The sequence below is a fragment of the Priestia sp. P5_B4 genome, assembly GCF_056400385.1.
The window spans coordinates 1-13,162 of the sequence record NZ_JBFULJ010000064.1; the positions used below are offsets into that span (position 1 = coordinate 1).

Consider the following 13,162-nt stretch of genomic DNA (forward strand, 5'->3'; position numbering starts at 1 on the left):
CTTGAAAGAGAATCCAACTCGTTCGGATTTTTTTATGGTGATGGTAAACGTAGGTTAATTATGTCCCGGTCCCTTTTTATTTTGAAGCAATGATTGAACAATTTGTAAAAGATGTATTAAAATAAAAGAAGAATCATCAAACTTCAAAGTGTAATCATCTCGGTTTAGCAGGCAGCTATTAACTGTAAAGGGGCATKGAAATGAAAACAAATACATTATCATTTCATGAATTTACACGTACACCTAAAGAAGATTGGGCACAGGAAGTTAGCAAAAATACCGCGACCTCTTCAAAAGAAACGTTGGAAAACATCTTTTTGAAACCGCTTTATTTCGAAAGTGATACGGCACATTTAGACTACTTACAGCAGAGTCCGGCGGGAATAGATTGTTTAAGAGGAGCCGGTAAAGAATCATACATACTAGGGGAATGGGAAATCACCCAAAAAATCGACTTACCTTCTATTAAAGAAAGCAATAAACTTCTTTTACACAGTTTGAGAAATGGACAAAATACGGCCGCTTTTACGTGCAGTGAAGCAATGAGGCAAGGGAAAGACGTTGATGAAGCAACTGAAGCTGAAGTAGCATCAGGCGCTACAATTTCTACTTTAGAGGATGTTGCTCATTTGTTTCAGCATGTAGCTCTTGAAGCGGTGCCTTTATTTTTAAATACGGGATGTACTTCCGTTCCGCTTCTTTCGTTTCTAAAAGCATACTGTGCTGATCATAACTTTAATATGAGACAGCTAAAAGGRACGGTTGGAATGGATCCGCTCGGCACCCTTGCTGAATATGGAAGAGTTCCACTTTCTACTCGAGATTTATACGATCATTTAGCTTACGCAACGCGTTTGGCTCACAGTAATGTTCCAGAGCTCAAAACGATCATTGTATCAAGCATTCCTTACCATAACAGCGGTGCAAACGCTGTTCAAGAACTAGCTTATATGCTTGCTACAGGGGTGCAGTATATTGATGAATGCATAAAACGCGGTTTGTCCTTACATCAAGTTTTACCTCACATGACCTTTTCTTTTTCAGTTAGCTCACATTTATTTATGGAAATATCCAAACTTCGTGCTTTTCGCATGCTTTGGGCAAATGTGGTTCGTGCTTTTGATGACACGGCCGTTTCAGTGCCGTTTATCCATACAGAAACGTCACATCTTACACAGTCTAAAGAAGACATGTATACAAATGCATTAAGGAGCACGGTTCAAGCATTTGCTTCTATTGTAGGAGGAGCGGATAGTCTGCATATTGAGCCATATGATTCTGTCACATCTTCATCTTCTCAGTTCGCTCATCGCCTTGCCCGTAACACTCACTTAATTTTACAGCACGAAACACATATATCAAAAGTAATGGATCCTGCCGGAGGCTCTTGGTACGTTGAAGCCTACACACATGAATTAATGACAAAAGCTTGGGAGTTATTTGGAAACATTGAAGACCACGGCGGAATGGAAGAAGCTTTAAAACAAGGGCGAATTCAAGATGAAGTTGAACAAATGAAAGTAAAAAGACAAGAGAATATAGAGTGCCGAATTGAGCGCTTGATCGGAGTCACACACTATGCTCCTAAGCAACAGGATGTATCTCAAGGGATAAAAAGCACGCCGTTTAGAAAAGAAGAAATAAAAATGGATAAATACAGTGATCAGAACACTTCGGAATTTTCATCAAATCTTTCCCTGGAGGATTATACAAAGCTAGCATCTAAAGGGGTAACAGCAGGGTGGATGCTAAAACAAATGGCGAAGCAGACACAGCCTGACAGTGTTGTGCCGCTCACTAAGTGGAGAGCAGCAGAGAAGTTTGAAAAAATACGGGTTTATACAAAGGGAATGAGCATTGGCATTATGGAGCTCACCGATCCTAACAGCCGTAAAAAAGCTGAGATTGCCCGGTCTTTATTTGAAAGTGCAGGCTTTGCGTGTGAAACAATTAAAAACATAGATTCCTATGTCGAGATAGCAGATTGGATGAATGAACAAAAGCACGAAGCATATGTGATCTGTGGAAGTGATGAACTTGTGGAAAAGCTCTTAACAAAAGCGATGACGTATTTTGAGGAAGATTCCGTTTATGTGTACGTAGTAGGGGAAGAACATGTATCACGCAAAACGCAGTGGCAGCAAAAAGGTGTAATGAGCGTCATACATCCTAAGACGAATGTTATTCAATGCGTTAAGAAGTTATTATGTGCTTTGGAGGTAGAAGTTCATGTATAAAAAGCCTTCTTTTTCTAATATTCCATTATCATTTTCAAAGCAGCAAAGGGAAGATGACGTGACTCAAAGTTCATTCACTGCCTTTCAAACGAATGAACAAATTGAATTAAAATCAGTATATACAAAAAAGGACAGAGATAGCCTCGACTTTATTCACTTTGCACCTGGTGTCCCACCGTTTGTGAGAGGACCGTATGCAACGATGTATGTGAATCGGCCTTGGACTATTAGGCAGTATGCAGGATACTCAACGGCGGAGGAAAGCAATGCCTTTTACCGCCGAAACCTAGCTGCTGGACAGAAAGGGCTGTCTGTTGCTTTTGACCTTGCTACCCACCGCGGCTACGACTCTGATCATCCAAGAGTTGTTGGAGATGTAGGGAAAGCAGGTGTGGCAATTGATTCAATGATAGATATGAAGCAGCTGTTTGAAGGGATTCCGCTTGATCAAATGTCCGTGTCGATGACAATGAACGGGGCGGTGCTTCCTATTTTAGCTTTCTACATCGTAACAGCTGAAGAACAAGACGTAAAAAAAGAAAAGCTGGCTGGAACGATTCAAAATGATATTTTAAAAGAATATATGGTGCGCAATACGTATATTTATCCTCCTGAGATGTCAATGCGAATCATTGCGGATATTTTTAAATATACAGCGGAGTACATGCCGAAATTTAACAGTATCAGTATATCAGGCTATCATATGCAAGAAGCAGGTGCTCCAGCAGACTTAGAGCTTGCTTATACGCTTGCAGATGGACTTGAATATGTACGAACCGGCTTGAAAGCGGGAATTACAATTGACGCATTTGCTCCGAGGCTATCCTTTTTCTGGGCAATTGGAATGAACTATTTTATGGAAGTAGCGAAAATGAGAGCAGGGAGGCTGCTGTGGGCAAAATTAATGAAGCAGTTTGAGCCGGATAACCCTAAATCTCTAGCTCTTAGAACGCATTCTCAAACGTCCGGATGGAGCTTAACGGAGCAGGATCCATTTAATAATGTTATTAGAACATGCGTCGAAGCTCTGGCTGCAGTATCAGGACATACGCAGTCGCTTCATACAAACGCACTAGATGAAGCGATTGCTCTTCCAACTGATTTTTCAGCTAGAATTGCCCGAAATACGCAGCTTTATTTACAAAATGAAACGGAGATTTGTTCCGTTATTGATCCTTGGGGAGGCTCTTATTATGTGGAATCATTAACGAATGAATTAATGATAAAAGCGTGGAAGCACCTTGAAGAAATAGAGCAGCTCGGCGGAATGACAAAAGCAATAGAAGCAGGCGTACCTAAAATGAAGATAGAAGAAGCCGCTGCGCGCAGACAAGCAAGAATAGACTCGCAGGCAGAAATTATTGTAGGTGTGAATCAGTTTCAGCCGGAGCAAGAAGAACCGCTTGATATTCTTGATATTGATAACACAGCAGTTCGAATGAAGCAGCTGGAAAAGTTAAAGAAAATACGCAGTGAACGTAACGAACAAGCGGTAATCGAAGCGCTTAATCGACTGACCAATTGTGCCAAAACATGTGAAGGGAATCTCCTTGCTTTTGCGGTTGAAGCTGCGAGAGCTAGAGCTACACTAGGTGAAATTTCAGAAGCTATTGAGAAAGTGGCTGGAAGACATCAGGCTACTTCTAAGTCAGTCAGCGGGGTATACAGTGCGGAGTTTGTGCATCGAGATCAAATCGAAGAAGTTCGAAAGCTCACGGCTGAATTTTTAGAGGAAGAAGGAAGACGCCCAAGAATTTTAGTCGCAAAAATGGGGCAAGACGGGCATGACAGAGGATCGAAAGTCATTTCAACAGCCTTTGCTGATCTTGGATTTGATGTTGATATCGGTCCTTTATTTCAAACGCCTCAAGAAACAGCAAGGCAAGCTGTAGAAAACGACGTACATGTGATTGGCATAAGTTCTTTGGCAGCCGGGCATAAAACGTTACTGCCGCAGCTTGTTGATGAGTTAAAGAAATTAGAGCGCGACGATATCGTTGTTATTGTCGGAGGCGTTATTCCTAAACAAGACTACTCATTTCTTTTAGAACACGGCGCTTCTGCAATCTTTGGACCTGGAACAGTAATCCCAAAAGCGGCCGTTTCCGTTTTATATGAAATAAAGAAACGGTTAGAAGAATAGTTGGTGAAGACAATTGGTGAAATTAAAAACGGTACAAGATTATAAACAAGGGCTGCTTGAAGGAAAAAGAACAGCGTTAGCTCAAGCTATTACTTTAATTGAAAGTAAAGCGCCCAAGCATAAAGTAATAGCACAACAGCTGATTAAAGAAATCTATCCTCATACGGGGCATTCAGTGCGCATCGGTTTTACAGGCGTACCCGGAGCAGGAAAAAGTACGCTGATTGACAAATTTGGGTCGTACCTATGCAAAAATGGCCATTCCGTTGCAGTTTTGGCAGTCGATCCAAGCAGTACCTTGTCTGGAGGAAGTATTTTAGGAGATAAAACGAGAATGGAGCTTCTTACCAAACAAGAGAACGCTTTTGTCCGTCCTTCACCTTCTCAAGGAACGCTTGGAGGTGTTCATCTTAAAACGAGAGAAGCCATTTTTCTTTGTGAAGCGGCTGGGTATAACATCATATTTGTCGAAACGATGGGCGTTGGCCAAGGTGAAATGATTGTAAAAGAGATGGTAGACTTCTTTGTTCTGCTTGCTTTAACCGGAGCAGGAGATGATTTGCAAGGAATTAAAAAAGGGCTGCTTGAATGGGTTAATTTGATTTGTGTAAATAAAGCAGACGGGGATAACCGGCTAAAAGCAGAAGTGACTGCAAAAGAATACGAAAGCGTCATCGGTTTCCTTCACGGTCATTCTGAAGGGTGGAACCCACAGGTCATCACAACTTCTGCTTATGAAGAAGCATCATTTCAAGACTTGTGGAAGATAATTTGTAACTATAAGGAATGGATGAATAAAAATGATCTGTTTTATACAGTAAGACAAAAGCAAATGAAGGCATGGTTACAAGCAAGTGTTAATGAATATTTACAAGAATCATTTTATGAACATCCTTTAGTTAAGCAAACGTTAGGGGATGTTGAAAAACAAATGATGACGGGAGATGTCACAATGGCTGAAGCTCTCGAACACTTAATTAAAACCTACCAGCAGGCGATGAAGGAAATATAAAAAAGGATCCTGTATTTTATGCGGATCCTTCTACACTAGGGAGTTAAGAGTATGGTTTTCTAGCTGTAAAAATAGTATCACCATTTCTTTTCTTGTTTAATCTTGATTACCAAGAAAAAATGAGTCAAAGCAATCGCCTTTTTAGTTTTCGTTTGCTATGATAAAGAATAGATAGCAAAAGGGAGGTATGAAAATGAATATCGATTTTAACTTGTTTATGAACGACGTTGTTCGTCAAGCCCGTAAAGAAATTACAGCTGCTGGTTATACAGAATTAACGACGGCTGAAGCGGTAGATGAAACGTTTAAAAAGCCTGGTACAACGCTTGTAATGGTGAATTCAGTCTGTGGTTGTGCAGGAGGTATTGCAAGACCTGCTGCAGCGCACGCTGTACATTATGATAAACGTCCAACAAACTTGGTTACAGTATTTGCTGGGCAAGATAAAGAAGCAACTGTACGTGCACGCGAATACTTTGAAGGTTATCCGCCTTCATCTCCATCTTTCGCCTTATTAAAAGACGGAAAAATTATCACAATGGTAGAGCGTCACGAAATTGAAGGCCATGAGCCAATGTCAGTTGTGATGAAGCTGCAAGAAGCATTCGAACAGCACTGTGAAGAAGTGTAAGAGAGAAGCCGTTTTGAACGGCTTCTTTTTTTATGCGTTTTTTTACCTATCTGTATGCAGGCTTTCTAACGAGTGGAAAATGTTGAGAAAAGGTATTTTCAAATAGTGAAACTTATATTTAAAAAAGATATTGCATATTTATAATGTTGTGTTAAAATACATTTATATGAATATATATTTAAATTTCGACATTTACTTGCAATAGTAAAAAACTTATTTCATAATATTATTAATTTTTAAAAAATAATGTAAGGAATAAACTAGGGGGAACGAAGATGAAATTGAAGAAGTGGTTATCGGTAACGACAATTGGTCTTTTAACAGCAGGCGTTTTAGCTGCATGCGGAGCAGGAGAAGGAACGTCTAATGGTGGAGCAAGCAGCGACGACAAAGATAAAAAAGTACTAGTAATGGGAACATCAGCAGATTACCCACCATTTGAATATATTGATACGGCAAAAGGTGATAGTGAAGCAATCGGATTTGACGTAGATTTAGCAAAAACAATCGGTAAAAAGTTAGGCTATGACGTACAGGTGAAGGATATGGAATTTGGCGGATTAATTCCAGCTTTACAATCTAATAAAGTCGATTTAGTTTTAGCTGGTATGACACCAACTGAAAAGCGTAAAAAGAACGTGGACTTCTCAGACGTATATTATGAAGCAAAAAACATGATTGTATCGAAGAAAGATGCGCCAATTAAAAATGCAGAAGAACTAAAAGGAAAAACAGTCGGTGTACAAACTTCTTCTATTCAAGCAGACGAAGCAAAAGAAATTGCAAAAGAAGTTGACGGAGTAAATGTAACAACGCGTGACCGTATTCCAGAACTAATTCAAGAAATGAAATCAAATCGTATCGATGCAGCGATTATTGAAGATACAGTAGCTAAAGGATATGTGAATAAAGACAAAAGCTTGCAAATGTCTGATACAGGGCGTCCAGATTCAAGTAAAGGATCAGCAATCGCATTTCCTAAAGACAGCAAGCTAACGAATGACTTTAACCGTGAATTAAAGAAAATGAAAGAAAACGGTGAATTAGATAAATTAATCGTTAAGTGGTTTGACAACCAAAAATAAGAATGATAGTTAGAGAGGAATGGAACTAGGCATGAATTTGGATTTTTCGCAAATCGTGCCTTCTATGCCTTATATTTTAAAAGGGATAGGGGTAACGATACAGATAGTCCTAGCTTCAGCAATTTTAGGGTTTGTGCTGGGAGTTATTTTATCTTTATGTAAAATCAGCCGCAATAAACCTCTTCAATGGTTTGCGGATGCATATACGTCCGTGTTTCGCGGAACACCGCTAGTACTGCAATTATTATTAATATACTTTGGATTACCTCAGCTGCTCGGGTTTGATATTGCCCCGTTTCCAGCGGCCGTTGCTGCGTTCGGGCTAAACTCTGCAGCATATATATCTGAAATTATTCGCGCTGGTATTTTAGCTGTTGATAAAGGACAGCGTGAAGCGGCATTAGCGTTAGGAATTCCTTATCGCCGCATGATGGGACAAATTATTTTGCCACAGGCACTCAAAAATATTTTACCTGCTTTAATGAATGAGTTCATTACATTAACAAAGGAATCAGCTATCGTTACAGTTATCGGAGCACTCGACATTATGCGACGTGCTTACATTGTAGGTGGAGAAAAATTCGCCTACCTTGAACCGTTAATTTTTGCAGGGTTGATTTATTATGTAATGGTAATGGGCTTAACGCTCCTTGGTAAAGCAGTCGAGAGGAGAATGAGAAAAGGTGATTAATGTTGAAAATCTACACAAATCATTTGGTAAAAATGAAGTTTTAAAAGGTATTTCAACTACGATTAAAGAAAAAGAAGTCGTGGCTGTTATTGGCCCTTCTGGTTCTGGTAAATCTACTTTTTTACGCTGTATGAACCTGCTTGAAGAACCGACGAGCGGAGTCGTTTCAATTAACAGTCAAGTGATTACAGATAAAAAAACAAACATTATGCGTGTGCGTGAAAACGTAGGAATGGTATTTCAGCATTTTCACTTGTTTCCACATATGACAGTGCTTGAAAATTTGACGTATGCTCCGATGACGGTAAAAGGCATGTCAAGAGAAACGGCTGTTGCTAAAGGCAAAGAATTACTCCAAAAAGTGGGACTTGCTCAGAAAGCCAACGAGTTTCCAAATCGCTTATCGGGCGGTCAAAAGCAGCGTGTAGCTATTGCCAGAGCACTGGCAATGGAGCCGAAAGTGATGCTGTTTGACGAACCAACATCAGCATTGGATCCAGAGATGGTAAAAGAAGTACTAGATGTAATGAAGTCGCTAACAGAAACAGGAATGACGATGGTCATTGTAACGCATGAAATGGGATTTGCACGAGAAGTAGCGGATCGTGTGCTATTTTTAGACGGCGGTGTTCTTGTTGAAGATGCGCCTCCGGCTGAATTTTTCTCAGCGCCTAAAAGCAAGCGTGCTAAAGATTTCTTAGAAAAGATTTTATAATAAAAAAGTGCAGGAAGAGTACGATCTTTTCTGCACTTTTTTTATTGGGATTTATACGGTACAGCAAGATTTAAGGTTGTGTTATTTTTCTATTCGTGTTAATAAAGAATAGAGTATTTTATCACACTAAAAAGAAACCAACATGTAGGAGTCTAGAAAATGAAATTTAAAATTGGGTACCGGACAATTAAAACAGCCGTCGGTACATCACTGGCTATTATTATAGCTCAGTTCTTTCACCTCGAGTTTTTTGTATCAGCTGGAATTATCACCATTTTGTGCATTCAAAATTCAAAGAAAAAATCGTTGCGAAGTGCAAGCGATCGTTTTATTGCTTGTTCTTTATCCATTCTGTTTTCGTTTATATTCTTTGAAGGGATTGCTTATCATCCACTTGTTATAGGACTGATGCTGCTTTTGTTTATCCCGGTTACGGTTATATTCAAAGTTAATGCAGGCATTGTTACAAGCTCCGTTATTTTGCTTCATATTTACTCCAAAGGCAATATGACATGGGGAATCGTCTTTAATGAACTTGGCTTAATTGTAATTGGGATAGGTGTTGCCCTGCTTGTGAATTTATACATGCCAAGTTTAGATCAAGAGCTTCGCACGTATCAGCAAGAAATTGAAGAGAATTTCCGGTCGATGTTAAAAGAAATTGCCCTGTATCTCAGAACCAATGACAGCAGTTGGGACGGTAAGGAAATTGCAAATACGGTAAAAATTTTAGAAAAAGCAAAAAGCCTTGCGTTTCGTGATGTAGAAAATCATTTTGTGCGTGGGGAAAACTATTATTACCGCTATTTTAAAATTCGTGAAAAACAGCTTGAAATTATTGAGCGAACGCTTCCTCTCATTACTGCTATTGATTTGGTGGTAGAACAGCGCTACATGATTGCCGATTTCATTGAAGAATTAAGTCTATCCATCCACCCCGGTAATACAGCAAAATTATTTTTAGCCAAACTTCAGCATTTACGAGAAGCGTTTGCAGAGATGCCGCTTCCCAAAACGCGGGAAGAGTTTGAAGCGCGTGCCGATTTACTGCACGTAGTCAAAGAAATTGAACAATATTTGGTTATTAAACAAACCTTAAAAATAAGTTAAACAGTATGCATGTTGTTTATCTTGCTTACGAACACTAAACAAGACAAGAGATATCTCTCTTGTCTTCTACTTAGGACTAACGTAAGGTGGTGGATTACGTGCATGTGTTTGCTTTTATCCTTTTACTACTATCTCCGGTTTGGCCATTAGGAGAAAATCTGTTGCCAAATGATCCTTATATTATTATTAATAAACAAAGCAATGAGCTTGCTTATATTCAAAATAAAGAAATTAAACAAATTATTAAAGTAGCAACGGGGAAAACAGTTAATCTGACGCCGGAAGGGGAGTTCACGGTAACAGTAAAAGCTGTTAATCCTTATTATCGGAGAAGTAATATTGAAGGAGGCGCTCCTCAAAATCCTCTAGGTGTAAGGTGGATTGGGTTTGATGCAAGAGAGACTGACGGACGTATTTATGGCATTCATGGTACAAATCAGCCGGATTCCATCGGTAAATATGTATCGAATGGCTGTATTCGCGTAGAAAATCGTGAAGTAAGCCATTTATATGATCAAGTCCCGTTAGGTACAAAAGTATGGATTGTATCTACAGATCAATCTTTTGAAGAGTTAGCCGCTCAAAAAGGCATTGTGAATATACAGCAAAAGACTGGTGACTAGTCACCAGTCTTTTTTATATGTTTGCATTGCACAAAGAAGCAGCAGTGCATCTATGTTTTTAGTCATCAGTCTCGATTAAAACCATATGGCAAGTCCCGCTAAAAGCGTAGATATTAACATGACAAGAAGCATTAAAAACACAATGGTTTTTTGGATTTTCTTATTAGACATACAACCAAAGTCCTCCTACACGTTTTTTTCCTATTTTACATGTCTTCCGCTGCTTAGACAAGCAACTTTCTGTAGATACGTGAGCAGGAGATTTCTTTTGTTTTCAAGAATATGTGTAAATGAAAACGCTTTTTTAAAAGAGGTGAGAAAGTGATAAAAGGAATTGATCACATAGGAATAGCTGTAAAATCAATTGAAGGCAGCCTCCCGTTTTATGAAAAGGTATTAGGACTGTCTCTATTAAAAGTAGAAGAAGTAGAAGAACAAGGCGTAAAAGTTGCTTTTATTCAGTGCGGCAACGTAAAAATTGAATTATTAGAGCCGCTCTTTGAAGACAGTGCGGTTGGCGCGTTTATCAAAAAGAGAGGTGAAGGTCTTCATCATGTTGCTTTAGGTGTGCGCACGATTGAAGAACGGATTAACGAGTTAAAGGAAAAGGGTGTGCAAATGATTGACGATGTTCCGCGCAAAGGCGCAGGGGAAGCATCCATTGCTTTTTTGCATCCAAAGTCAGCAAACGGTGTTCTTTATGAGCTCTGTGAAAAAACACTAGAGGAGGAGAAGAAACATGGTTGACATTTATGATAAATTAAATGAATTGTACGATAAGCGCCGAAAGATCGAGTTAGGCGGCGGAGACGAAAAAATTGAAAAACAGCACCATAAAGGAAAACTAACGGCACGCGAACGAATTGAAATTCTTTTGGATGAACATACATTTGTCGAATTAAATCCGTTTATTGAACATCGGTGTGCAGATTTCAGTATGAATAGTCAAGTAGGACCAGGAGACGGGGTAGTAACAGGTTACGGCAAGGTAAACGGTCGCTCAGTCTATTTGTTTTCGCAAGATTTTACAGTATTTGGAGGCGCGTTAGGTGAAATGCATGCTAAAAAAATTGCGCACGTAATGGACTTAGCGGCTAAAACAGGCGTGCCGTTTATTGGCTTAAATGATTCAGGCGGAGCTCGTATTCAAGAGGGCGTCATGTCTCTTGATGGATACGGTCATATTTTTTATCGAAATGCCATTTATTCGGGTGTCATGCCTCAAATATCTGTTATTATGGGTCCTTGTGCAGGCGGGGCCGTTTACTCACCGGCGATTACGGACTTTGTTTTTATGGTAGAAGAAACAAGTCAAATGTTCATTACAGGACCAAAAGTAATTGAAACGGTAACGGGAGAAAGCATTTCCTCTGAAAATCTTGGAGGAGCAGCTGTTCATAACGAAATTAGCGGTAATGCCCATTTTAGAGGCGCAACAGAACAAGAGGTGCTAGAACAAGTACGAACGCTCTTAAGCTATCTTCCTCAGTCTAGCCAAGAGCAGCCTCCTTTAGCCTCAAAGGCAGAGTCTGATCATTATCGTCCGGATTTATTAGACGTTGTCCCGTTTGATGCCGTGCGCCCTTACGATGTGCGTCAAGTCATTCACCAAGTAGTGGACGAGCACTCATTTTTTGAAGTGCAAAAAGACTTTGCAAGAAATATTGTCATTGGTTTTGCCCGCATAGATGGAAAAGTTGTCGGACTTGTGTGTAACCAGCCTAAAGTAATGGCAGGCAGTTTAGATATTAACTCCTCAGATAAAGCAGCAAGGTTTATTCGATTTTGCGATTCATTTAATATCCCACTTATTACATTTGAAGATGTTACAGGTTTTTTCCCAGGTATCAAGCAGGAACATGGCGGAATTATACGTCATGGTGCTAAAATTTTATATGCATACTCCGAAGCTACCGTTCCGAAAATCACGGTGATTTTGCGAAAGGCGTACGGCGGTGCATACGTAGCTTTAAATAGTAAATCGATTGGAGCGGACCTTGTGTATTCGTGGCCCAATGCCGAAATCGCTGTTATGGGTCCTCAAGGTGCTGCAAATATTATCTTTGCAAACGACATTCGAGGCAGCGAAAACCCAGATGAAACAAGACATGAAAAAATTGAACAGTATCGCGAGAAATTTGCTAATCCTTACGTAGCGGCAAGCGCTGGAATGGTGGATGATGTTATTGATCCTCGGGAAACGCGAATAAAATTAATACAAGCGCTTGAAATGTTGCACAATAAAAAGGAAGAGCGTCCAGCAAAGAAACATGGTAACATACCATTGTAGGTTATTTTTGGAGGGATTACATATTATGATTAATGAACAACGAATCGTTGATTTATTTATTGAATTAGTACAAGTAGACTCAGAAACAAAGCATGAAGAAAAAATTGCTGTTGTACTAAAAGAAAAATTTACCGCATTAGGCGTCGAAGTAGTAGAAGATGATGCAAAAGAAAAAACGGGCCACGGAGCCAACAACTTAATCTGCACATTACCAGCTACAAAAGAAGGCGTAGACACAATCTACTTTACTTCTCATATGGATACAGTCGTACCTGGAAACGGTATTAAACCATCTATTGAAGATGGCTATATTAAAAGTGACGGCACGACAATTCTTGGAGCGGATGATAAAGCAGGCTTAGCAGCAATGCTAGAAGCCATCACCGTATTAAAAGAAGAAAACATCGCGCACGGAAAAATTGAATTTATTATTACAGTAGGAGAAGAATCTGGCTTAGTGGGCGCTAAAGCTCTTGATTCTAACCTCGTAACGGCAAAATTCGGATATGCTTTAGATAGCGATGGCAAAGTGGGAGACATTATCGTTGCTGCGCCGACGCAAGCAAAAGTAAATGCAACAATTTATGGAAAAACAGCTCATGCAGGTGTAGCTCCTGAACGAGGC

General features: G+C 39.7%; 13 protein-coding genes. 12 read left to right on the forward strand and 1 reads right to left on the reverse strand.

What is annotated here, in order from left to right:
• The first annotated feature begins 200 nt into the window (after window positions 1–200).
• The 9 genes from AC1DRF_RS09035 (at window position 201) to AC1DRF_RS09075 (ending at window position 10,247) form a co-directional block, all read left to right on the forward strand.
• A complete protein-coding gene (locus AC1DRF_RS09035) occupies window positions 201–2,237 on the forward strand; it encodes an acyl-CoA mutase large subunit family protein (RefSeq protein ID WP_477740618.1) in 2,037 nt (678 codons plus the stop codon).
• Window positions 2,230–4,380, forward strand: a complete 2,151-nt coding sequence (gene scpA, locus AC1DRF_RS09040) for a methylmalonyl-CoA mutase (RefSeq protein ID WP_427075275.1) — start codon at window positions 2,230–2,232, stop codon at window positions 4,378–4,380. The genes AC1DRF_RS09035 and scpA overlap by 8 nt, the downstream gene beginning before the upstream one ends.
• 16 nt (window positions 4,381–4,396) lie before the next feature.
• A complete protein-coding gene (gene meaB / locus AC1DRF_RS09045; RefSeq protein ID WP_097824578.1) occupies window positions 4,397–5,392 on the forward strand; it encodes a methylmalonyl Co-A mutase-associated GTPase MeaB in 996 nt (331 codons plus the stop codon).
• A gap of 193 nt (window positions 5,393–5,585) precedes the next feature.
• Window positions 5,586–6,023, forward strand: a complete 438-nt coding sequence (locus AC1DRF_RS09050; protein ID WP_427075274.1) for a BrxA/BrxB family bacilliredoxin — start codon at window positions 5,586–5,588, stop codon at window positions 6,021–6,023.
• A 281-nt stretch (window positions 6,024–6,304) separates the two neighbouring features.
• Window positions 6,305–7,108 carry a transporter substrate-binding domain-containing protein gene (locus AC1DRF_RS09055; RefSeq protein ID WP_427075383.1) on the forward strand — a complete coding sequence of 268 codons (804 nt, stop codon included), beginning with the start codon at window positions 6,305–6,307 and terminating at the stop codon, window positions 7,106–7,108.
• Between the two features lie 31 nt (window positions 7,109–7,139).
• Window positions 7,140–7,799, forward strand: a complete 660-nt coding sequence (locus AC1DRF_RS09060; protein WP_013059114.1) for an amino acid ABC transporter permease — start codon at window positions 7,140–7,142, stop codon at window positions 7,797–7,799.
• Complete coding sequence (locus tag AC1DRF_RS09065; protein ID WP_427075273.1) at window positions 7,792–8,514, forward strand: amino acid ABC transporter ATP-binding protein; 723 nt, start codon at window positions 7,792–7,794, stop codon at window positions 8,512–8,514. The genes AC1DRF_RS09060 and AC1DRF_RS09065 overlap by 8 nt, the downstream gene beginning before the upstream one ends.
• Window positions 8,515–8,673: 159 nt before the next feature.
• Window positions 8,674–9,624 carry an aromatic acid exporter family protein gene (locus AC1DRF_RS09070; protein ID WP_427075272.1) on the forward strand — a complete coding sequence of 317 codons (951 nt, stop codon included), beginning with the start codon at window positions 8,674–8,676 and terminating at the stop codon, window positions 9,622–9,624.
• A 98-nt stretch (window positions 9,625–9,722) separates the two neighbouring features.
• Window positions 9,723–10,247 (forward strand): L,D-transpeptidase, encoded by a 525-nt coding sequence (locus tag AC1DRF_RS09075; protein ID WP_075419579.1) that lies wholly within the window; start codon window positions 9,723–9,725, stop codon window positions 10,245–10,247.
• Between the two features lie 75 nt (window positions 10,248–10,322).
• Here the strand turns inward: AC1DRF_RS09075 and prli42 are convergent, their stop codons facing one another.
• Window positions 10,323–10,418 carry a stressosome-associated protein Prli42 gene (prli42, locus tag AC1DRF_RS09080; RefSeq protein ID WP_251530565.1) on the reverse strand — a complete coding sequence of 32 codons (96 nt, stop codon included), beginning with the start codon at window positions 10,416–10,418 and terminating at the stop codon, window positions 10,323–10,325.
• Between the two features lie 150 nt (window positions 10,419–10,568).
• Between prli42 and mce the strand changes: the two genes are divergently transcribed.
• The 3 genes from mce to AC1DRF_RS09095 all read left to right on the forward strand — a co-directional run.
• Window positions 10,569–10,994, forward strand: coding sequence for a methylmalonyl-CoA epimerase (mce, locus tag AC1DRF_RS09085; RefSeq protein WP_028411573.1), 426 nt, complete (start codon window positions 10,569–10,571; stop codon window positions 10,992–10,994).
• Complete coding sequence (locus AC1DRF_RS09090) at window positions 10,987–12,537, forward strand: acyl-CoA carboxylase subunit beta (protein ID WP_230183109.1); 1,551 nt, start codon at window positions 10,987–10,989, stop codon at window positions 12,535–12,537. The genes mce and AC1DRF_RS09090 overlap by 8 nt, the downstream gene beginning before the upstream one ends.
• Window positions 12,538–12,562: 25 nt before the next feature.
• Window positions 12,563–13,162 (forward strand): M20/M25/M40 family metallo-hydrolase (locus AC1DRF_RS09095; RefSeq protein WP_477740619.1); only part of this gene is annotated, 600 nt, incomplete at its 3' end.

Excerpts from the sequence above, each read along its gene's own strand:
- scpA (WP_427075275.1), top strand. The coding sequence starts at position 2,230 with ATGTATAAAAAGCCTTCTTTTTCTAATATTCCATTATCATTTTCAAAG.
- AC1DRF_RS09050 (WP_427075274.1), top strand. The coding sequence starts at position 5,586 with ATGAATATCGATTTTAACTTGTTTATGAACGACGTTGTTCGTCAAGCC.
- AC1DRF_RS09060 (WP_013059114.1), top strand. The coding sequence starts at position 7,140 with ATGAATTTGGATTTTTCGCAAATCGTGCCTTCTATGCCTTATATTTTA.
- AC1DRF_RS09070 (WP_427075272.1), top strand. The coding sequence starts at position 8,674 with ATGAAATTTAAAATTGGGTACCGGACAATTAAAACAGCCGTCGGTACA.
- prli42 (WP_251530565.1), bottom strand. The coding sequence starts at position 10,418 with ATGTCTAATAAGAAAATCCAAAAAACCATTGTGTTTTTAATGCTTCTT.
- AC1DRF_RS09090 (WP_230183109.1), top strand. The coding sequence starts at position 10,987 with ATGGTTGACATTTATGATAAATTAAATGAATTGTACGATAAGCGCCGA.